The sequence below is a fragment of the Variovorax sp. 10N432 genome (assembly GCF_056394465.1).
Genome location: NZ_JBFTHX010000005.1, coordinates 77,247 through 98,757, shown reverse-complemented (window position 1 = coordinate 98,757; position 21,511 = coordinate 77,247). Strand labels below are relative to the sequence as shown.

General features: G+C 63.9%; 19 protein-coding genes and 1 other RNA gene. 18 read left to right on the top strand and 2 right to left on the bottom strand.

The window, feature by feature from the left end; translation table 11 throughout:
* Positions 1 to 111: 111 nt before the first annotated feature.
* The 15 genes from ompA to ntrC all read left to right on the top strand — a co-directional run bounded on the left by ompA (position 112) and on the right by ntrC (position 14,735).
* Positions 112 to 759, top strand: a complete 648-nt coding sequence (ompA, locus tag AC1DF3_RS08120) for an outer membrane protein OmpA (protein WP_286526293.1) — start codon at positions 112 to 114, stop codon at positions 757 to 759.
* A gap of 97 nt (positions 760 to 856) precedes the next feature.
* On the top strand, positions 857 to 1,576 hold the full coding sequence (ubiG, locus tag AC1DF3_RS08115; RefSeq protein WP_478139318.1) for a bifunctional 2-polyprenyl-6-hydroxyphenol methylase/3-demethylubiquinol 3-O-methyltransferase UbiG: 720 nt from the start codon (positions 857 to 859) through the stop codon (positions 1,574 to 1,576).
* A complete protein-coding gene (gene gph, locus AC1DF3_RS08110; RefSeq protein ID WP_286535596.1) occupies positions 1,573 to 2,241 on the top strand; it encodes a phosphoglycolate phosphatase in 669 nt (222 codons plus the stop codon). The genes ubiG and gph overlap by 4 nt, the downstream gene beginning before the upstream one ends.
* Before the next feature lie 12 nt (positions 2,242 to 2,253).
* Positions 2,254 to 2,641: a transfer-messenger RNA gene (gene ssrA, locus AC1DF3_RS08105) on the top strand.
* Between the two features lie 91 nt (positions 2,642 to 2,732).
* Positions 2,733 to 4,511: a gamma-glutamyltransferase gene (gene ggt / locus AC1DF3_RS08100; RefSeq protein ID WP_478139317.1), complete on the top strand. Its 1,779-nt coding sequence runs from the start codon at positions 2,733 to 2,735 to the stop codon at positions 4,509 to 4,511.
* On the top strand, positions 4,512 to 5,270 hold the full coding sequence (locus AC1DF3_RS08095; protein WP_478139316.1) for a pseudouridine synthase: 759 nt from the start codon (positions 4,512 to 4,514) through the stop codon (positions 5,268 to 5,270). It abuts the gene before it with no gap.
* Between the two features lie 48 nt (positions 5,271 to 5,318).
* On the top strand, positions 5,319 to 6,290 hold the full coding sequence (locus tag AC1DF3_RS08090) for a YncE family protein (protein ID WP_478139410.1): 972 nt from the start codon (positions 5,319 to 5,321) through the stop codon (positions 6,288 to 6,290).
* Between the two features lie 133 nt (positions 6,291 to 6,423).
* Positions 6,424 to 7,191: a polysaccharide deacetylase family protein gene (locus AC1DF3_RS08085; RefSeq protein ID WP_478139315.1), complete on the top strand. Its 768-nt coding sequence runs from the start codon at positions 6,424 to 6,426 to the stop codon at positions 7,189 to 7,191.
* A 31-nt stretch (positions 7,192 to 7,222) separates the two neighbouring features.
* Positions 7,223 to 8,194, top strand: coding sequence for a sterol desaturase family protein (locus AC1DF3_RS08080; RefSeq protein ID WP_478139314.1), 972 nt, complete (start codon positions 7,223 to 7,225; stop codon positions 8,192 to 8,194).
* Between the two features lie 38 nt (positions 8,195 to 8,232).
* Positions 8,233 to 9,105 (top strand): EI24 domain-containing protein, encoded by an 873-nt coding sequence (locus tag AC1DF3_RS08075; RefSeq protein WP_286535601.1) that lies wholly within the window; start codon positions 8,233 to 8,235, stop codon positions 9,103 to 9,105.
* Complete coding sequence (locus AC1DF3_RS08070; RefSeq protein ID WP_286535602.1) at positions 9,102 to 9,902, top strand: competence/damage-inducible protein A; 801 nt, start codon at positions 9,102 to 9,104, stop codon at positions 9,900 to 9,902. The genes AC1DF3_RS08075 and AC1DF3_RS08070 overlap by 4 nt, the downstream gene beginning before the upstream one ends.
* A gap of 148 nt (positions 9,903 to 10,050) precedes the next feature.
* Positions 10,051 to 11,466, top strand: a complete 1,416-nt coding sequence (gene glnA, locus AC1DF3_RS08065; RefSeq protein WP_286526283.1) for a type I glutamate--ammonia ligase — start codon at positions 10,051 to 10,053, stop codon at positions 11,464 to 11,466.
* A 141-nt stretch (positions 11,467 to 11,607) separates the two neighbouring features.
* Positions 11,608 to 12,120, top strand: a complete 513-nt coding sequence (locus AC1DF3_RS08060; protein WP_286535604.1) for a hypothetical protein — start codon at positions 11,608 to 11,610, stop codon at positions 12,118 to 12,120.
* Between the two features lie 4 nt (positions 12,121 to 12,124).
* Positions 12,125 to 13,201: a nitrogen regulation protein NR(II) gene (gene glnL / locus AC1DF3_RS08055; RefSeq protein WP_286535605.1), complete on the top strand. Its 1,077-nt coding sequence runs from the start codon at positions 12,125 to 12,127 to the stop codon at positions 13,199 to 13,201.
* A 22-nt stretch (positions 13,202 to 13,223) separates the two neighbouring features.
* Positions 13,224 to 14,735: a nitrogen regulation protein NR(I) gene (ntrC, locus tag AC1DF3_RS08050; RefSeq protein ID WP_478139313.1), complete on the top strand. Its 1,512-nt coding sequence runs from the start codon at positions 13,224 to 13,226 to the stop codon at positions 14,733 to 14,735.
* A 138-nt stretch (positions 14,736 to 14,873) separates the two neighbouring features.
* Here the strand turns inward: ntrC and AC1DF3_RS08045 are convergent, their stop codons facing one another.
* On the bottom strand, positions 14,874 to 15,374 hold the full coding sequence (locus tag AC1DF3_RS08045; RefSeq protein ID WP_286535609.1) for a hypothetical protein: 501 nt from the start codon (positions 15,372 to 15,374) through the stop codon (positions 14,874 to 14,876).
* A complete protein-coding gene (gene xth, locus AC1DF3_RS08040) occupies positions 15,371 to 16,150 on the bottom strand; it encodes an exodeoxyribonuclease III (protein WP_478139312.1) in 780 nt (259 codons plus the stop codon). The genes AC1DF3_RS08045 and xth overlap by 4 nt, the downstream gene beginning before the upstream one ends.
* Before the next feature lie 608 nt (positions 16,151 to 16,758).
* Between xth and AC1DF3_RS08035 the strand changes: the two genes are divergently transcribed.
* The 3 genes from AC1DF3_RS08035 (at position 16,759) to AC1DF3_RS08025 (ending at position 21,507) form a co-directional block, all read left to right on the top strand.
* Positions 16,759 to 18,519 (top strand): polysaccharide biosynthesis/export family protein, encoded by a 1,761-nt coding sequence (locus AC1DF3_RS08035; protein ID WP_286535612.1) that lies wholly within the window; start codon positions 16,759 to 16,761, stop codon positions 18,517 to 18,519.
* Between the two features lie 67 nt (positions 18,520 to 18,586).
* A complete protein-coding gene (locus AC1DF3_RS08030) occupies positions 18,587 to 20,839 on the top strand; it encodes a capsular polysaccharide export protein, LipB/KpsS family (RefSeq protein WP_478139311.1) in 2,253 nt (750 codons plus the stop codon).
* A 56-nt stretch (positions 20,840 to 20,895) separates the two neighbouring features.
* Positions 20,896 to 21,507, top strand: a complete 612-nt coding sequence (locus tag AC1DF3_RS08025; RefSeq protein WP_478139310.1) for an acyltransferase — start codon at positions 20,896 to 20,898, stop codon at positions 21,505 to 21,507.
* Positions 21,508 to 21,511: the final 4 nt, after the last annotated feature.

The window sequence follows — 21,511 nt, the reverse complement described above, 5'->3', positions numbered from 1 at the left end:
GGGGTTTGCCAAAGACCCTATGGCACAATCGCCTCAACGTTTTGGGTGGTGGTCACTTAAAGCGTCCTTGATTCGCAGCGCGGCTGCGGCTTTTTCCCCAAGAGGAGAACCATGAAGAAACTGAATAAAGTGGCGATGATGTTTGCAGTCGCTGCGCTCGCCACTGCCGCCGGCGCGCAGACCCGTGTCACCGCTGCGAATGGCGGACCGGTCATCGATAACTGGCAAAACGGCACGGGCGAACTGGTCTGGAAGAACGGCACGAACGAACTGTGCTGGCGCGATGCCAACTGGACGCCCGCAACGGCTGCCGCTGGTTGCGACGGCGCTCTGGTTCCGGCACCTCCTGTGGCTGCTGCACCTGCTCCGGCACCGGCTCCGGTTCCCCCGGCAGTCGCTGCTTCGAAGGTCACCTTCGCCGCTGACGCATTCTTCGACTTCGACAAGTACGTCCTGAAGCCTGAAGGCCGCGCCAAGCTCACCGACCTGGTCTCCAAGATCAAGGACGTGAACCTGGAAGTCATCATCGCCGTGGGTCACACCGACTGGATCGGTACCGTTGCGTACAACCAGAAGCTGTCGGTCCGCCGCGCTGAAGCCGTCAAGGCCTTCCTGGTCTCGCAAGGCGTCGAAAAGAACCGCGTGTACACCGAAGGCAAGGGCAAGAGCCAGCCGATCGCTGACAACCGCACCGCCGAAGGCCGCGCCAAGAACCGCCGCGTGGAAATCGAAGTGGTCGGCACCCGCCCCAACAAGTGATTCGCCAGAATCGCTGATGAAAACCCCGCCTCGGCGGGGTTTTTTTATGGCCGGCCGCGCGCCGGCATTTCAATTCGCGACGTTTCATAATCGCTGCATGACAGATACCGTGAATGCCGATCCGGCGGAACTCGCCAAATTTTCCGAACTCGCGCACCGCTGGTGGGATCTCGAAAGTGAATTCCGGCCACTGCACGAAATCAATCCGCTGCGGCTCGACTGGATCGACGGCATCGCACCGATTGCCGGGCGCAAGGTGCTCGACGTGGGCTGCGGCGGCGGAATCCTGGCCGACTCGATGGCGCGCAAGGGCGCCGAGGTGCTGGGTGTCGACCTGGCCGACAAGGCGCTCAAGGTGGCGCAGTTGCATGCCCTTGAGGCCGGCACGCGCGGCGTCAAGTACCGTTCGGTCAGTGCCGAGGCGCTGGCGGCCGAGCAGCCAGCCACTTTCGACGTCGTGACCTGCATGGAGATGCTCGAACACGTGCCCGATCCGGCCTCCGTCGTCAAGGCCTGCGCCGACCTCGCCAAGCCCGGCGGCTGGGTCTTCTTTTCGACCATCAACCGCAACCTCAAGTCCTTCATGCTGGCGATCGTGGGGGCCGAGTACCTGCTGGGCATGCTGCCGCGCGGCACCCACGAATACCAGAAGCTGATCCGGCCGAGCGAGCTGGCCGCCCATTGCCGTGCGGCCGGACTCGATCTGCGCCACACCCGCGGCCTGGAGCACAACCCGCTGACCCGGCGCTACTGGCTGAGCGGCGACACCAGCGTCAACTACATGTTCGCGACCCGCAAGCCGGCGGCTCCCCTGTGAGCACGCGCCGCACCGAAGCCGTCCTGTTCGACCTCGACGGCACCCTGATCGACAGCGCCCCCGACCTGGGCGCCGCGGCCGACCAGATGCGGACCGAGCGCGGCCTGCCTTCGCTGCCGCTCGCGCGCTATCGCCCGATGGCGGGCGCCGGCGCGCGGGGCATGCTGGGCGTGGCGTTCGGCATCACGCCCGAGGCGCCCGATTTCCCGGTACTGCGGGAAGAGTTCTTCGTCAAGTACGAATCGCGGATGCTGCTCAACACGCAGGTCTTCGAAGGCGTGGCCGAGCTGGTCGAGGCGCTGAGGGCATCGGGCCTGCAGTGGGGCGTCGTCACCAACAAGTCCGAGCGCTTCACGGTGCCGTTGACACGCGCGATGGCGCTGTTCGAGAGTGCGCGCGCGATCGTCAGCGGCGACACCACGCCGCATGCGAAGCCGCATCCGGAGCCGCTGTTCGAGGCGGCGCGCCGGCTGGGCGTCGCGCCGGAGCACTGTGTCTACGTGGGCGACGACGAACGCGACATGATGGCCGGCCGGGCCGCCGGCATGCGGACCGTGGCTGCGACCTACGGCTACATGGGCGAGCAGGCGGAAGTCGCGCGCTGGGAGGCCGACGCCGCCATCGCTTCGCCGATGGAGCTCTTGCAATGGCTGAAACAGGCCTAAAATGCGAGGCTTGGGGCTGCACTGGTTTCGACGTGGGTTCGGAATCGCAGCGGGGCATGTCGAGCTGAATGCGCTCGTAAAACAGATTCAAACAAACTAACTGCAAACGACGAACGTTTCGCACTCGCCGCTTAATTGCCGGTGAGCTTTGCAACAGCAGGCCGATGGGCTGGGCAAGGGGGCGCTAGAGCAATCTGACGCCTCCCGGCTGCAAAGATAATCTACATGGGCTGGTCCTGATCCGGGTACCTTGGGTCGGGACGAGAAAATAGGGTGCTGGCGGCCGGTGTAGCGTGCGACTGCGCGACACCGGTGGCGAGACTCAAATCAGATCGCTAAACATGTAGATCTGCGCGACGAAGGCTTGCGGACGGGGGTTCAAATCCCCCCAGCTCCACCACTCAAGAACGCGCCGCCGATGCATTTTGCATCGGCGGCGCATCTGCGATCCAATCCCTCCACGGCACCCCCTGTCCCGTGCAAAGAGGCCCATGGATTCATCGAAGACGACATTGACGACCCACAGCGACGTGCATGCGCGGCGCCACTGCTGGACGAAGGCGCTGCGCTTGGGCGTGGCAGCGGCATTCACGTGGGCCGGCGCCTTTGCGCAGGCGGCCTCGCAGGCACCGGTCACCGCCGAGAACGGCATGGTCGTGAGCGCCCAAACCCTGGCGACCCAGGTGGGCGTCAATGTGCTCAAGCGCGGCGGCAACGCGTTCGACGCCGCGGTGGCGGTGGGCTACGCGCTGGCGGTGGTCTATCCGGCGGCCGGAAATCTCGGCGGCGGCGGATTCATGACGGCGCAGCTGGCCGACGGCCGCAAGACCTTCCTGGATTTCCGCGAGAAGGCGCCGCTGGCGGCAACGCCCGACATGTACCTCGACAAGACCGGCAACCTGATTCCGGGCCTCAGCACCCGGGGCCACCTCGCGGTCGGTGTGCCCGGCACGGTCGCCGGCCTCGAGCGGGCCCGCGAACAGTACGGCACCATGAAGCGCAGCGCGCTGGTCGCGCCGGCGATCGCGCTGGCCGAACGCGGCTTCGTGCTGCAGCAGGGCGACATCGACATGCTGGCGACCGCCACCACCGATTTCAGCAGCGATCCGGCGTCGGCGGCGGTGTTCCTGAACAAGGGCGAAGCCTTCGCCGTGGGGCAGAAGCTGGTCCAGAAAGACCTGGCGAAGACCTTGAAGGCGATCAGCCGCCACGGGGTCGACGGCTTCTACAAGGGGCCCGTGGGCAGCGCGATCGTGGCCTCGAACCAGGCCGGGGGCGGGCTGATCACGCAGGCCGACCTCGACCAGTACAAGGCGCGCGAACTGCTTCCGATCGAGTGCAGCTACCGCGGCTATCGCGTCATTTCGGCGCCGCCGCCGAGTTCGGGCGGCGTGGTGCTCTGCGAGATGCTGAACATCCTCGAGGGCTACCCGCTCAAGTCGCTGGGCTTCCGGTCGGCCCAGGGCGTGCACTACCAGATCGAGGCCATGCGCCATGCCTACGTCGACCGCAACAGCCAGCTGGGCGACCCGGACTTCGTGAAGAACCCGGTCGAGCGCCTGATCGACAAGCGCTATGCCGACAAGATCCGCAGCACCATCGATCCGGCGCGCGCCGGCGTGTCCAAGGACCTGCGCAACGGGGTCGCGCCGCACGAAGGCAGCAACACCACGCACTATTCGATCCTCGACCAGTGGGGCAATGCGGTGTCGGTGACCTACACCCTCAACGACTGGTTCGGCGCCAAGGTCATGGCGGCAGGCACCGGCGTGCTGCTCAACAACGAGATGGACGACTTCACCTCGAAGGCGGGCGAACCCAACATGTACGGGCTGATCCAGGGCGAAGCCAACGCGATCGCGCCGGGAAAACGGCCCCTGAGCTCGATGAGCCCGACCATCGTCTCGCGGGACGGACGGCCGGTGCTGGTGGTCGGCACGCCGGGCGGCAGCCGCATCATCACGACGGTGCTCCACAGCATCCTGAACCTGGTCGACTACGGCATGGACGTGCAGGAAGCCGTGGACGCGCCGCGCTTCCACCAGCAGTGGATGCCGGACGTGACCAACGTCGAGCCGTTCGCGCTGTCGCCGGACACCCGCAAGATCCTGCTCGACATGGGCCACGAATTCGGCGAGGCCCAGCCCGCCAACCACCTGGCGGCGATCCTGGTCGGCGCGCCCACGCTGGGGGGCCGGCCGGTGGGCGCCAACCGCTTCTATGGCGCCAACGATCCGCGCCGCAACACGGGCCTCGCGCTCGGCTACTGAATGCATATCGAAGAAATTCTCTACACCCAGGGCTTCGGTACCCGGCGCGTGTGCGCCGGACTGGTCCAGCAGGGCTTCGTCACGATCGACGGCGCCCCGGTCACCGATCCCGGCGCTGACGTGGCGACCGACGGCCTGCACTTCACGGTCCAGGGCACTGCCTGGGCGTACCACGAGAAGGCCTACCTGATGCTGCACAAGCCGGCCGGCACCGAATGCTCGCAGAAGCCGTCGACCTACCCGAGCATCTACACGCTGCTGCCTTCGCCGCTGCGGCTGCGGCCGAACAAGGGGGCCGTGCAGGGCGTGCAGGCGATCGGTCGCCTCGACCAGGACACCACGGGCCTGCTGCTGCTGACCGACGACGGCCAGTTCATCCATCGGATGGGGTCTCCGAAGCACCATGTGCCGAAGGTCTACGAGGTCACGACCAAGCATCCGGTCGACCCGGGCCAGATCGACCGGCTGCTGGCCGGCGTGGTGCTCGACGACGACCCGAAGCCGGTCCGGGCCGCCGCCTGCGAGGCCACCGGCCCGCTGCAGCTGAGCCTGACCTTGACCGAAGGCAAGTACCACCAGGTCAAGCGCATGCTGGCGGCGGTCGGCAACCGGGTCGAGGCGCTGCATCGCTCGCGCATCGGGCAACTGGCGCTGCCGGACGACCTGGCGCCCGGCCAGTGGCGCTGGCTTGACGCGGATCAAGTCGAAGGCCTGCGCAGCGCGCGCGGCGGTCAGCCAACGGTGGGTGTGGGTCGTTAAGATAGCCAGTCTTCGTCCGGAACTCCTCCCTTGCGCTCCATTTCCTCCCTGACGGGCCGTTTCGCGGCCTTTTTGTTTGTCTGCGCGTCGGTGGCTTCCCAGGCCGCCGAACCCCCGCCAGTCTTCGTGCTCAACTCCCTCGACGCCACCGTCAGCGTGATCGAGCCCACCGGCTGGACCGAGAAGACGCGCATCCCGACCGGCAAGGAGCCGCACCATCTCTACCTGGCGCCCGATGAGCATTCGCTGATCGTCGCCAACTCGGCCGGTGACTCGCTGACCTTCCTCGATCCGCGCACGGCCGAGGTGCAGCGCGTGGTCTACGGGATCATCGACCCCTACCACCTGCGCTTCTCGCCCGACATGAAGTGGTTCGTCACCGCGGGCAACCGCCTGAACCACGTCGACGTCTACCGCTGGGACGGCAAGGAGCCCAAGCTGGTCAAGCGCATCCCGACCGGCAAGACGCCCAGCCACATCTGGATCGACGGCAAGAGCACCACGGCCTATGTCTCGATGCAGGACAGCGACGAACTGATCGCGGTCGACCTGGCGACGCAGACCATCCGCTGGCGCACCGCGACCGGCCCGATGCCGGCAGACATCTTCGGCATCCACGACGGCAAGACGCTGCTGGTGGGCCTGACCGGCAGCGATGGCGTGCAGGTGTTCGACGTCGCGGGCGCCCAGCCCAAGCTGGTCGGCAAGATCCCGACCGGCAAGGGCGCCCATGCCTTCCGCGCCGCCGGCGACGGCGGCCGCAGCGTGTTCGTCAGCAACCGGGTGGCCAACACCATCAGCCGCATCGACCTCGCGACGCTGCAGGTGACCGACACCTACCCGGTGCCCGGCGGACCCGACTGCATGGACGTCTCGGCCGACGGCAAGACCCTCTACGTGACCTCGCGCTGGGCCAAGAAGCTCAGCGTGGTCGACCTGGCCAGCCGCAAGGTGGTGCGGCAGGTGAACGTCGGCCGGTCGCCGCACGGGGTGTGGACGCTCGACCATGCCAAGTCCTGAATGGCCCCCACGCTCCCCCACTGCGTGTGGGTCGCTGCCCCCCGAGGGGGAGTCAGCAGGCCGCCAGTCTGCGCGAAGCGCGGACTTCGCCGCGCTGGCGGCCCGGCGCCGGCCTAGGCTTGCCGCCGGCGCATTGCTGCTGGCGGCCTGCGCGGCCGTCTCGGGCCAGGCGCTGGCCCAGGCCTGCGCCAAGCCGGTCTACCTGACCTTCGATACCGGCCACATGGGCATTGCGCCGCTGGTGGCCGAGGTGCTCAAGCGGCAGGACGTCCGCGTGACCTTCTTCGCCGCCGCCGAGCGCACCCAGACCGACGGCGACAGCCTCGACAACCATTGGGCGCCGTGGTGGAAGGCGAGGGCGGCCGAGGGCCACGAGTTCGCCTCCCACACCTACGACCATGCCTACTGGCGCGGCGACATCAAGGGCGTCGAGCCGCGCTTCCGGATCCGCCCGACGGCCGGCGCCTTCGCCGGCCGCGAGTTCACCTGGAGCGCCGCCGAATACTGCGCCAATGTCGCCAAGTCCTCCGAGCGGCTGCAGCTCATCACGGGCAAGAAGCCGCTGCCGCTGTTCCGCGCGCCGGGCGGCAAGACCTCGCCCAAGCTGCTGGCGGCCGCCAAGGCCTGCGGCTTCGAGCACGTGGCCTGGGCGCCGGCCGGCTTCCTGGGCGACGAACTGCCGAGCGAGACCTACAGCAACGCGCAGCTGCTGGCCCAGGCGCTCGACAAGATCCAGCCCGGCGACATCCTGCTTGCGCACCTGGGCATCTGGTCGCGCAAGGACCCGTGGGCGCCGGCCGACCTCGAGCCGCTGATCGTCGGCCTCAAGGCCCGCGGCTTCTGCTTCGAGACGCTGCGCCAGCATCCGGCCTACCGCGCCTGGATCGCGGCCCATTCCTGAACCTTCGGTCGTTCCCGCGGATCGCACGCAGATGGATTGGCTCACCGACCTCTTCTCGTCCTTGCAGCAATGGCTGTTCGAGGCCGCCGTCCAGCCGCTGGTCTATGCCATCGGCCTGGGCGGCTGGGTCGAGGATGCCTTCGACGCCACCGGCTGGCTGCTGGTCGGCCTGATCCAGATCGCGGTGCTGGTCGCGGTCATCGGCCCGCTGCAGCGCTGGCGGCCAGCCGAGCCGGTGGTCGACCGGCGCGCGATCCGCACCGACATCCTCTACACGCTGATCCACCGGCTCGGGCTGTTCCGGCTGGCCATGTTCTTCGCCGTGCAACCGCTGTTCGACGACCTGCTGGGGGCGGCGCGCGCGGCCGGCTGGGGCAGCATGCACCTGGACGAACTCTGGCCCGGCGTGACCGACGTGCCCTGGATCGCGTTCGCGATCTACCTGGTCGTGCTGGACTTCGTCGAGTACCTGATCCACCGCGGCCAGCATCGCTTCCGCTGGTGGTGGGCGCTGCATTCGCTGCACCACTCGCAGCGCCAGATGACGATGTGGAGCGACAACCGCAACCACCTGCTCGACGACCTGATCCACGACGCGATCATCGTCCTCGTGGCGCAGCTGATCGGCGTCGCGCCGGGGCAGTTCATCGCGATCGTCGCTTTCACCCAGCTCAGCGAGAGCCTGCAGCATGCCAACCTGCGCCTCGGCTTCGGCGCCATCGGCGAGCGCCTGTGGATCAGCCCGCGCTTCCATCGGGTGCACCACGCGATCGGCATCGGGCACGAGTCCCAGGAACCGAAGACCTTGGGAGGCCACAATTTCGGCGTGCTGCTGCCCTGGTGGGACATGCTCTTTCGGAGCGTCAACTTCGAAGACCGCTACGACGCCACCGGCATCCGCGACCAGGTCGAGCCCGATGCGAGTGGCCGGGTGCGCGACTACGGGCGCGGCTTCTGGGCCCAGCAATGGCTCGGGCTGCGGCGCCTGGTCGGCAGGGATTGAGGCGCCGCGGTCACCGCTGGCGTTATCCTCGGCACCCGATGCGTCTTCTCCTCGATTCCTTCTGGCGCGCGGTCGCCTACTGCCTGCACCCGCGGGTGATCGTGCTGTCGCTGCTGCCGCTCGGCCTGATGATCGCGCTGGCGACGGTGCTCGGCTATTTCTACTGGGACGCCGCGGTGGCCTGGACCCGCTCGGCGCTCGATGCCTGGCCCCTGCTGGCCGGCTTCTGGGGCTGGATCGGCCGCTTCTTCTCCGGCGACGTCACGGCCGCGCTGGCGCCGCTGGTGGTGGTCTTCGCCGCCACGCCGCTGATCGTCGTGGTGTCGCTGCTGATCGTGGCCGGCATCATGGCGCCGGCGCTCACCCGGCTGGTGGCCGAGCGGCGCTTCGCCAGCCTGGAGCAGAAGAAGGGCGCCTCTTTCTTCGGCAGCATGGCCCGTTCGATCGGCCTCACGGTGCTGGCGCTGCTGGCGCTGGTGGTGTCGATGCCGCTGTGGCTGATCCCGCCGCTGGTGCTGATCCTTCCGCCGTTGATCTGGGGCTGGCTGACCTACCGCGTGATGAGCTTCGACGCGCTGGCCGAGCACGCCAGCCCCGAGGAGCGCGACACGCTGCTGCGCACCCACCGCCTGCCGCTGCTGGGCATCGGCGTGCTGTGCGGCTACCTCGGTGCGGCACCCAGCATCGTCTGGGCTTCAGGCCTCTTGTTCGCCGCCGCCTTCTTCGTGCTGGCGCCGCTGGCCATCTGGATCTATACCCTGGTGTTCGCCTTCTCGGCGCTGTGGTTTGCCCACTATTGCCTCGATGCGCTGGCCCAGTTGCGGGCGCAGCGTGCCGCGGCCGCCGTTTCCTCTTCCGCGGTCGAAGTGCTGGATGCCAGCGCGGCCGCGAGCCAATGGAGTGCCCCATGAGCCGTTCTTTCGGTCTGATCGTCGTCGGCGACGAAATCCTGTCGGGCAAGCGCGTCGACAAGCACATGCCCAAGGTGATCGAGTTGCTCGCCGCGCGCGGGCTCGAGCTCGGCTGGGCGGAGTACGTGGGCGACGTGCCGGTGCGCATCACGGCGGCGCTGGGCCGCGCCTTCGCGTCGGGCGACATCGTGTTCTCGACCGGCGGCATCGGCGCCACGCCCGACGACCACACGCGCCAGTGCGCGGCGGCCGCTCTGGGCGTGCCGCTGGCGCTGCATCCCGAAGCCGAGGCACTGATCCGCGAGCGCATGCAGGACACGGCGCGCGAGCAGGGCACGGTCTACGAGCCCGACCGCCCGGACAACGTCCACCGCCTGAACATGGGCGTGTTCCCGCTCGGCGCCAAGATCATTCCGAACACCTACAACAAGATCCCCGGCTTCAGCGTCGGCGACGTCCACTTCGTGCCCGGCTTCCCGGTGATGGCCTGGCCGATGATCGAATCGGTGCTCGACGGCCGCTACGCCGGCCTGTTCGCGCGCGGCCGCGCCGGCGAAAAATCGGTGATCGTCTACGGCGCCATGGAGGCGACCCTGACGCCGCTCATGCAGGCGGTCGAGCGCGACCATCCCGGCATCAAGGTGTTCAGCCTGCCGAGCGTCGACCACCCGCAGCACGGACGCCACATCGAGCTCGGCGTCAAGGGCGATGCGAGCCGGGTCGAAGCCGCCTACAGCCAGCTGCTGGCCGGTCTGCACGGCTTTGATGCACGGCTTGGCCCCGAAATGGTGCGTTGACAAACGACGCACCATATTGGTTACAACTTGCCTTGTTTTGGGGGTTCCCCGGGGCGCCGAGGCGCTCCCGGCCCCTGTGACAATGGCATAGAAACTGCATCCTGAATTCCCGTACTTCCAACCCCCTGTCTATACCAAGGAGAACCTGATGGCCAAGACCGTCGCCGACGTACTCAAACTCGTGAAGGAAAACGAGGTCAAGTTCGTCGATTTCCGCTTCACCGACACCCGCGGCAAAGAGCAGCACGTGACCGTGCCCGTTTCCGCGTTCGATGAAGACAAGTTCACTTCGGGCCACGCATTCGATGGCTCCTCGATCGCCGGTTGGAAGGGCATCGAAGCGTCGGACATGCAGCTCATGCCCGATCCGAACACGGCCAACATCGATCCGTTCTTCGAAGAAACGACGATGATCCTGACCTGCGACGTGGTCGACCCGTCGGATGGCAAGCCCTACGAACGCGACCCGCGCTCGCTGGCCAAGCGCGCCGAAGCCTACATGAAGGCCTCGGGCCTCGGCGACACCGCCTTCTTCGGACCGGAACCCGAATTCTTCGTCTTCGACGGCGTGCGCTGGTCGAACGACATGTCCGGCTGCTTCGTGAAGATCGAGTCCGAAGAAGCCGCCTGGAACACCGGCAAGGAATTCGAGCACGGCAACACCGGCCACCGTCCCGCGGTCAAGGGCGGCTACTTCCCGGTGCCCCCGGTCGACAGCTTCCAGGACATGCGCTCCGAGATGTGCCTGGTGCTCGAATCGCTGGGCATCCCGGTCGAAGTGCATCACCATGAAGTGGCCAACGCCGGCCAGATGGAGCTCGGCACCAAGTTCAGCACGCTGATCCAGCGCGCCGACTGGGTCCAGCTGCAGAAGTACGTGATCCACAACGTGGCCCACGCCTACGGCAAGACCGCCACCTTCATGCCGAAGCCGATCGTCGGCGACAACGGCTCGGGCATGCACGTGCACCAGTCGGTCTGGAAGGACGGCAAGAACCTGTTCGCAGGCGACGGCTACGCCGGCCTGAGCGACTTCGCGCTGCACTACATCGGCGGCATCATCAAGCACGCCCGCGCGCTGAACGCCATCACGAACCCCGGCACCAACAGCTACAAGCGCCTGGTGCCCGGCTTCGAAGCCCCGGTCAAGCTGGCCTATTCGGCCAAGAACCGCTCGGCCTCGATCCGCATCCCGTTCGTGGCGAACCCGAAGGGCCGCCGCGTCGAAGCCCGCTTCCCGGACCCGCTGATGAACCCGTACCTGGGCTTCGCGGCGCTGCTGATGGCCGGCCTCGACGGCGTCGAGAACAAGATCCATCCGGGCGAAGCCGCCAGCAAGGACCTGTACCACCTGCCGCCGGAAGAAGACGCGCTGATCCCGACCGTCTGCCACAGCCTCGACCAGGCGCTCGAGTACCTCGACAAGGACCGTGCCTTCCTGACCAAGGGCGGCGTGTTCACCGATTCGTACATCGATGCCTACATCGACCTCAAGATGCAGGAAGTGACGCGCTTCCGCATGGCGACGCATCCGGTCGAGTTCGACATGTATTATTCTTTGTGATTCGTGATCAGCTCGGGCTTGCGCCGGAGCGTTAAAAAAGGACGGCTGCGGCCGTCCTTTTTGTTTGGGCGGGAACATCCGGGTCGGATCTGTTTCGAATTGCATGAAAATGCCGACTTGCGGCGCACTACACCCAAGACCATGAAGACTCTCTCCGTTCTCCTGCTGACCACCGTGGCGGCGGCCGGCGTGCCTTTGCAGGCCCAGGCGCAGCAAGAGCGCGTCTGGCGCTGCGGCAACGAATACACCAACAACGCGACCGTCGCCCAGCAGCGCGGCTGCAAGATCATGGAAGGCGGCAACCTGACCATCGTTCAGGGCACCCGGCCGGTCGCCTCGGCCGCGCCGGCCGCCGGCGGGACCGCGGTGCGCGCGCCGGCCGGCAGCCCGCGGGTCGAAGGCGCCGACCAGCGTGCGCGCGACGGCGAGGCCCGCTCGGTGCTGGAGGCCGAACTGCGCAAGGCCCAGGAGCGGCAAACCCAGCTGCTCAGGGACTACAACAACGGCGAGCCCGAGAAGCAGGGCAGCGAAAGCAAGAACTACCAGAAGTATCTCGACCGCGTGGCCGAGATGAAGGCCGAGATCGCCCGCAACGAGAGCGACATCGCCGGCCTTCAACGCGAGATCGGCCGCCTGCCCGCGGTCAATCGCTGACCGGATGGCCTTTGGTAAATCGGCTGGACCGGGCAAGCGTTTCCAGGCCTTCGACCTGCTGTCGACGCTGATCGCGGTGGTGCGGGTCGACGGCTCGGTGCTGTTCGCGAACGCGGGCCTCGAGGACGCGCTCGGCACCTCGCGCCGCACGCTCGAGGGCTCGCAGTTCGGGGCCTGCTTCCAGGAGCCTCAGGTGCTGCGCACCGCCATCGACGGCGCCCGCAGCAACGACTTCGCGACGCTGCGCTACGAGGCCTTGCTGCGCCGCGTCAACCACGAACTGATGCCGGTGCTGGTGACGCTGGCCCAGAGCGACAAGGCGGGCGAGCTGATCATCGAGATGTCGCCGCTCGAGCAGCAGGCGCGGCAGGACCGCGAGGAGCGGCTGCTCGACCAGGCGCAGGCCAACAAGGAGCTGATCCGCAATCTCGCGCACGAGATCAAGAATCCGCTCGGCGGCATTCGCGGCGCCGCGCAACTGCTGCAGATGGAGGTCGAGTCGCGCGACCTGATCGAGTACACGCAGGTCATCATCCACGAGGCCGACCGGCTGCAGACGCTGGTCGACCGGCTGCTGGCGCCACACCGCCGGCCGCACGTGGTGGGCGACGTCAACATCCACGAGGTCTGCGAGCGGGTGCGTTCGGTGATCCTGGCGGAGTTTCCGCGCGACCTCCACATCGAGCGCGACTTCGACGTCTCGATTCCCGAGTTTCGCGGCGATCGCGAGCAGCTGATCCAGGCCACGCTCAACATTGTCCACAACGCCGCCCAGGCCCTGGCCGAGCGGCGTGCCGCGGGCGATGCGCAGATCACTTTCAAGACCCGCATCGCGCGTCAGGTTATCTTCAATAAGCAGTGGTATCGACTGGCACTGGAATTGCATGTCATCGACAACGGACCGGGCGTGCCGGACGCGATCAAGGACCGCATTTTTTACCCGCTGGTGTCGGGCAGGGATGGCGGGACAGGCTTGGGATTGACGCTTGCGCAAACTTTTGTGCAACAGCATCACGGCGTGATCGAGTGCGACAGCGTCCCGGGACGGACCGATTTCAAGATACTGATACCGCTGCCCTAGCAGCCAAGCAACAAGGAGCTGCATGAAGCCGATCTGGATAGTGGATGATGATCAATCAATCCGCTTCGTGCTGGAAAAAGCGCTGCTGCGCGAAGACCTGCCGACCCGTAGCTTCACCAATCCGCGCGAGGTTCTTGCCGCCCTCGACGCGGCCGCCGACGACGAGACCCAGGGCCCGCAGGTCCTGGTCAGCGACATCCGCATGCCCGGTGGCTCGGGGCTCGACCTGCTCGACAAGATCAAGGCCAAGCATCCTGGCCTGCCGGTGATCATCATGACGGCCTTCTCCGACCTCGATAGCGCCGTCTCGGCCTTCCAGGGCGGCGCCTTCGAATACCTGCCGAAGCCTTTCGATCTGCCGCGCGCGGTCGAACTGATCCGCCGCGCGGTCGACGAAAGCCAGCGCGAGGAAGTGGCCGAGGAGCGCATGGCGGCCGCGCCCGAGATGCTCGGGCAGGCGCCGGCGATGCAGGACGTGTTCCGTGCCATCGGCCGGCTGTCGCAAAGCAATGTCACGGTGTTGATCACCGGCGAATCGGGCTCGGGCAAGGAACTGGTGGCGCGGGCGCTGCACAAGCATTCGCCGCGCGCGAGCGGCCCGTTCGTCGCCATCAACACGGCCGCGATCCCGAAGGACCTGCTCGAGAGCGAGCTGTTCGGCCACGAGCGCGGCGCCTTCACCGGCGCCCAGACCATGCGCCGCGGCCGTTTCGAACAGGCCGAAGGCGGCACGCTGTTTCTCGACGAGATCGGCGACATGCCCTTCGACCTGCAGACGCGCCTGCTGCGCGTCCTGAGCGATGGGCATTTCTATCGCGTCGGCGGCCACAACTCGGTCAAGGCCAACGTGCGGGTGATCGCGGCGACCCACCAGGACCTCGAACAGCGCGTGAAGCTCGGCGGCTTCCGCGAAGACCTGTTCCACCGGCTCAACGTGATCCGGCTGCGGCTGCCGGCGCTGCGCGAGCGCGGCGAGGACGTGCCGGCGCTGACGCGGCATTTCCTGCAGCAGAGCGCCAAGCAGCTCGGCGTCGAGCCGAAGCGCATCTCCGATGCGGCGCTGGCGCAGCTGGCGACCTTCGGTTTTCCGGGCAACGTTCGCCAGCTCGAGAACATCTGCCACTGGCTGACCGTGATGGCGCCGGCGCAGTTGATCGAGGCCAAGGACCTGCCGCCCGAAGTGATGGCGATCGCCCCGGCCGCTGAGCCGCATGCGGTGGCCGCGCCGGTGGCGGCCGAGCGCGAGCCGCTGGGGATGCCCGCGTCGACGGCCGTTGCGGCGCCTGCCGCCGCGGGTGTGCCGGCGGCGGCAGGCGCCTCGCTGGCGTGGGAGAGCGGCCTGGAGCTTGAAGCCCAGAGCATGCTGGCGGCGGGCCGCACGGATGTCTGGGACGCGCTGTCGCGCCGCTTCGAGTCGCGGCTGATCCTGACGGCGCTGGCCAGCACGAGGGGCCGCCGCATCGAGGCGGCCCAGAAGCTCGGCATCGGCCGCAACACCATCACCCGCAAGATCCAGGAATTGGGGCTGGAGTAAGAATGCAGCCGAGCTTCGCCTCAGGGCGTTGATGCGGATGCAGCCAATGCCAGGGATACCGCGGAGCCGGCTTTGCCGGGCCGCAGGTATCGCCCCCGGAGGGGGAGGCGCCGCAGGCGCTTCGGGGGTGAGCCGTTGCTAGCGATTGCGCTGGCCCAGGGTCAGCGTGTCTAGCTGGAACTGGCCGCTCTTGTCCCACAGCCAGGTGTCGACATAGGTGTGAGCGCCGATCTTGCCCGGGCTGGGCAACGGCGACGCGCCCTTGATCAGCTCGGCGATCATGCCGCTCACCTCGGGCGCGTGGCTGGGCGTGCGGGAGAAGTAAACGCCTTTGACTCGGCCGTCGGCATCGACGTCGGTCTCGGTCACCACCACGGCATAGACCAGCGGCGGAATCTTGCCCTTGTAGATGCGCTGCGGGTACTTCTTGTAGATGGCCGCCGCGCCGACCTTGCGGTAGGCCTTCACGGCCGGTGTCTGGGCCGTGATCAGTCGCGAGGGGGAGGCCTCGGTCGAGGATGCTGCGGTATCGGGCGCTGCGGCCGGCGCGGCGGCTGTCGTCGCTTCCGGCTTCAACACGCTGCAGCCCGAAAGTCCGAGCAGCAGCGCGAGCGTGGTGAGCGCAAGCGGGTTCTTCATGGGGCCAGCTCCATGATCACCGGCGCGTGGTCGCTGGGCTTTTCCCATTTGCGCGGCACGCGATCGATCACGCAGCTCTTGACGCGTGGCACCAGCGGCTGGCTGACCAGGACATGGTCGATGCGCAGTCCGCGGTTCTTCTGGTAGCCGAGCATGCGGTAGTCCCACCAGGAGTAGCTCTTGGGCGGCTGCTCGAAGAGCCGGAAGCTGTCCGCCAGGCCAAGTTGCAGCAGCGCGTTGAAATGCGCGCGCTCCTGGGGCGTGTGGTGGATCGTCCCGGCGAGGCCGACCGGGTCGTAGCTGTCGCGGTCTTCGGGGGCGACGTTGAAATCGCCGAGCAGGACCAGGTTCGGATGGGCCACCAGTTCCTGGCGCAGCCAGTCGTGCAGGCCGTCGAGCCACTTCATCTTGTAGAMGAACTTCTCGCTGTCGGGCGCCTGGCCGTTGACGAAGTAGCCATTGACGATGCGCAGCGCGCCGGCCGGCGTGTCGAGCGTGCCGCTGATGACGCGTGAATGATCGTCGGCGAAACCGCCGATGTTCTTCAGGACGTCGCGAACCGGCGCGCGGCTCAGGATCGCGACCCCGTTGTAGGTTTTCTGGCCGAACACGGCCGAATCGTAGCCAGCGTCCTTGAGCACCTCAAGCGGAAACTTGTCGTCGCTCATCTTGAGTTCTTGCAGGCACAGGACATCGACCGGATTGGCGGCCAGCCAGTCGAGGACGTGCTGCAGGCGGGCGGTGAGGGAGTTGACGTTCCAGGTGGCCAGCTTCATTGCAAGTCGTTGAATCTATGGGGATCGTGTCGGGGGGTCGGATGACTATACCCGCCTGGTTGGCGGCTGCTGCGACCCTGGGCACGCGGATCGCCGGCGATCGCCGATCGCGCGCTTTGAGCGCCTGGCACCCCAGGGCCTTCTGAGAATATTCTCATGTGCCTTTCGGCGGGGGCCTACATTTTCAAGCGAAGAAAGTGGGAAATTTCCGTGCTAATTGAAGACATTGCGCGCTCGCCAATGGCGCACGGCCGATATACGGGTGCTCATGAATAAACATAATTTAGCCCCTTATGAGTGAGAACAAAAGCGCCGGAATTTGCATGAACGCCGACCTCTTTCCGGTCTGCCACTGCCAAGGTTGCTGGCCAATGGCGCAAGCCATCATCAGTGGTCCATCGCAGCTTCATTGAGCATTGACGCGGGGGGTGCGATCCCGCGACATCCAGCGGCTGCTCGGCGACCCGTTCACTCGAATCAGGTCAGCGCGCGGCATCCGTCCACTTTCATTTTGTTTGAGCGGCTTCCGGTGCACTCGCATCCGTTGCCGGAGTCGCTCGCCTTCTTTCGACGATGAATCCCGGCGACATCCGCGGATCCCCAGTTTCATGACTCTCCTGCGCAAGTTCTGTTGTCTGGCTTCGGCTGTGGCGATTTCGTGCTCGTCCCTGGGTGTGGCTTCGGCTCAGGGCCTGGATGCCAACGCGTCGCCCTATGACGCGGCCATCCGGAATGCCGCTGACCCGGCGAGCGGGCAGGGCGCGCTCGCCCCCTTGCGCCAGGCCCCGCCGGCCACGGGGTTGGGCGGCCCGTCGGCCCCGATCCCCCAGGTGGTACCCACCGCGCCGCAAGGCTTGGACTACCGCGCCAACCTGCAGAGCGACGTGTTCGGTGCCCAGCTCTTCACCGGCGCTTTTGCCAATGCGGGCGCGACCCAGTTCAACCCCGACTACCTCATTGCCAGCGGCGACAGCCTGCAGGTGCGGCTGTGGGGTGCGTTCGAGTTCGACGCGCCGCTCACGGTGGATCCCCAGGGCAACGTCTTCCTGCCGCACGTGGGCCCGGTCAGCGTGCGCGGTGTTCGCAACCAGGAGTTGCAGGGGGTGGTGGCGGCCGCGGTGCGGCGCGTGTTCCGCGCCAACGTCAACAGCTATGCGAGCCTGGCGGCGGCGCAGCCGGTGCGCGTGTTCGTCGGCGGTTATGTGTATCGCCCGGGCCTGTACAGCGGCACCAGCATGGACAGCCTGCTGCACTTCCTCGATCAGGCCGGCGGCATCGATCCCGAGCGTGGTTCCTTCTTGAACGTTCAGGTCAAGCGCGGGGCGCAGGTGCGGGCGACGGTCAACCTGTACGACTTTCTCTTGAGCGGCAGCATGCCGCTGAACCAGTTGGGGACCGGCGACGTCATTTTTGTCGGACCGCGCCAGAGCATGGTGAAGGTGACGGGATTGGTGGAAAGCGCCAAGCGCTTCGAATTCGCCAATGCCGTGAAGCCGACCGTGGACGACCTGGCGCACATGGCCAAGCCCAACCCGCAGGCAACCCACGTGCGCGTGGTTCGCAACACCGGCACCACGCGCAACACTGAGTACTTTCCGCTCGACCAGGCGCGCGACGTCCGGCTGCAGGGCGGCGACGAGCTCGAATTCACGGCCGACAAGAAGCCCGGGACGATCAGCGTGCGCGTCGAAGGCGAGCACATGAGCGCACAGGAATACGTCCTGCCTTACGGCACGCGCCTGGGCACCTTGATGCAGCAGGTCGAGTTGAACGAGCGCTCGGAAGGCCAGAGCGTGCAGCTGTTCCGCCAGAGCGTGAAGCAGCGTCAGAAGGAGATGCTGGCGACGTCGCTGCACAGCCTGGAGAGCGCGTTGCTGACTGCGCGCAGTGGGTCCGAGGGGGAGGCGCTGCTGCGCAAGACCGAGGCCGAATTGACGCTGCAATGGATCGATCGCGCCAAGAAGATCGAGCCCCTGGGCCAGGTCGTCATTTCTCAGGCGAAAGAGCGCGACGACCTGCTGCTGGAGAACGGCGACGTGTTGCGCGTCCCGACCCGCGACGGACTGGTGCTGGTGAGCGGCGAGGTGCTGTTCCCGAATGCCGTGGTCTATCAGAACACGCTGACGCTCAAGGACTACATCGACCGTGCTGGTGGCTATACGCAGAGCGCTGATGTCACGCGTCTGGTGATCGCACGCCGCGATGGCAGTTTTGACCAGACGGAAACGGGCAGCAGCCTGCCTGTTCGGCCCGGTGACCAGGTGATGGTGCTGCCGAAGGTGGATGACAAGAAGAGGCAGTTCTGGAAGGAGATGTTCCAGATCGTTTATCAGATTGCGGTGAGTGCGCGGGTGGTGGTTGGGCTTTGATTGAAAAAAAAGCCGAGTGCAAAAAATTGAAATGAAAAAAGAAACTATTTCGAAAAATAATACATCCATGCTGACAGTGATTATTCCGATCCGTGCATCTTCTGACAGAAAGGATGCGATTCATCGACTTTCGTTCGTCATGCAGGACATGATGATTCCAAAATCGGTGAAATTTCTGGTCGTTGACGATGGCTCGCATTTGAACGAGGCCTTGGCAATCATGGGGGAATGCGAGCGACTCGGATTTGAATATTTGAGAATCGAAAGCGAGTTGCAAATATTCTCGGCTGGCCGTGCGAGGAATTTTGCCGTGCAGCACGCGATGAGCAAGTATGTTTTATTCCAGGACCTTGATCTCTTGCCCTATCCTGGTTTTTATCGTGACGCGTTGAATGAGATCGAAATTCAGGGGTTGAATCAGGCCGCTGAACGCTTTCTTATGTTCGGAGTGATCTATCTGACCAAGGAGGCTACGACTGAATATTTTGAAACTCCGGCTGAATTGAGGAAGAGCAAATATATTCAAGCTCTTTTGGATAACGATCGCTCCAGAGTCGAAAAATTCTCGACTGGCACTTCTGTAACTGTTTGGGATCGTCGCTACTATCTTTCTTGTGGGGGCAATGATCCGGAGTTCGAGGGATGGGGTTATGAGGATCTTGAGTTTACATGTCGATCGATACGGCGTGGCAGAAAATTTCCGCTGCCGGATGAATTCATGTTGGACTACAAGAATTTCCAAAAAGTATCCGAATATCGAGGGTGGAAGTCAATATACAGACTTTATGGCGATCTGACTTTTCAAAAGGGCATGATCATGTTTCACGCCTGGCATCCTGTCGACGAAAGCGGCCGGTATATCAAGGCAAAGGAAAGAAATAGAAAAATATTCGAGAGCAAGATGCGTGCATTCGGAAGCAGGCGAGAAGAGCCATTGCCGCTCCCGCAGGCTGAGCGGGGGCGATCAGTGATTTTTCGAAATAATCCCTGGGTGTACAACCGCTGGGTTGCTCCTGCATTTGGGGAATTGATTCATGTCGATGAAGGTGCATTCACTCCTGATGCATTCTTTGAATTTCTCGACCAAAGAAATATAGATCGAGTCGTGTTTCATAATCCCTACGCCAATGACAGTATGCTGGCTATCTACGAGGCGGTGAAGCTGAGAAAAAAACCCTTCATCGTCTGCGAGCGTGGCGCATTGCCTGGATCCGTATTTTTTGATGAAAATGGATTCAATGGCGAAAGCTCCAGCTATGCGACCTCTCGATGGCTTGGGTTGATCGATGATGAGGCGATTGCAAAGACCAGTGAATACGTCAAAATTTTCAAAGAAGAGGGAGATGATCTAGAAGATCAACCAGAAAGGATCGGATCCGCGGCTCTCAGGAAAAAGCTCGGCCTCCGAGCAGGAGTAAAAATACTTTTCGTCCCGCTTCAGAGGCCGTCTGATACCGTGATCAGTCATCTGTCAGGCCCTATAGAAAGCTATGAAAATTTTCTCAATCTCGTTCGGGACGTCGCCGAAAATCTACCTCCCGACTGGGTGGTTGTAGCAAAGCGGCATCCATTAGAAGTCGTATCGCCTGATTTGCCATCCGTCGTTCTTATAAACGATGGAAATATCAACGACTTGGTCGAGTCTTCCAGCGCTATTTTGTTGATCAATTCAGGGGTAGGCCTGGTTGGGTTGATGTACGAAAAACCCGTCCTGTATGCAGGAACGGCCTTCTATGGCCACGAAGAAATCGCCCGCCAAGTTTGTAGCAGCCATGAAGTTTTCAATGCATTGGCCGTTTTTCGACCGAACAAGGAGATGATCATAAAGTTTCTTCACTATTTGATCTTCGAGTTCTATTCTTTTGCGGAGTTCAAGACAAGAAAGGTGCCGTGGAAAGATGGCTCTTTCATGACGGCAACGACAGAAATTAATTACAAAACCATAAGAATTCCGGGTTGCGAAGAACTGAACTTAGAGTTGCGCAAATCCGTTCAGGTCGGACATGATTCCGTTTTATTTGATCGATATCGCCGTCCCGATGGGGGGATTGCTGGCGCTCCGATGCCGAAGAAACCCGAGATAAGAAAAGACGATTTGGCATCAAATCGGTTGCTAGAGCGACAGGTTGAAAATAAGGGGCGTTTGCAGCTCACTGTTGCACACGAAAATCTAGAAAAGGCGAACCCGCCTCAGGACGTGCTGCGACGGTCAAGTTGGTCGAGAAAATTCAAGAAGCTAAGGCAGAATCCAATTATGTTCCTGAGGGATTCCAAATTCTTCTCCGTGAGAAACGTTGGAAACTCAATCAAGTTGAATTGAGATAGAAAATTTCACCTTGGAGGTTGGCGGTGTTTTCGAAAAGATCGGCTGGTCGTGTGAATAATAAGTTTCGAGTTCTTGAGCTCTCAGGTGGAAATTTTCTCTCAATTGATGATGCAGTCGACGTCAGTGACTTGGAAGTCGTGATCCGAGGGGTGGGGAATTCTATAAAGATTGGTCGCGGATGTGTTCTCTCAAAAATGTCGATCCTGATCGAGAGTGATGGAAATTCGATTCATTTATCTGAAAATGTCAGATTTTCAGGAAAGATAATAATGAAAATATCGTCGGGAAATTCTCTGAAGATCGGTTCCAGAACCACGATTGGTGGGGTCAACATCATTTGCGGAGAGTCGACTGCGATAAAGATCGGTAGCGACTGCATGTTGAGTTGGGGGCTGGAAATTCGGTCCACCGACAGTCATGCGATCTACGATGTTGAGTCGAATTGCCGAGTAAATCCTGCCGAGAACATTGACGTCGGCGACGATGTCTGGGTTGGGGCGCGCGCCATGATCGTCAAGGGCGCTCGAATAGGCAATGGCTGCGTTGTCGGGATGGGATCGCTTGTTTCGAATGGAGGAGAGCTGGAAAACTGTGTTTATGCTGGCGTTCCGGCTCGGGTTGTTCGAAAAGGGGTCAGATGGGAAAGAAAGCTGCTTGGATGATAAT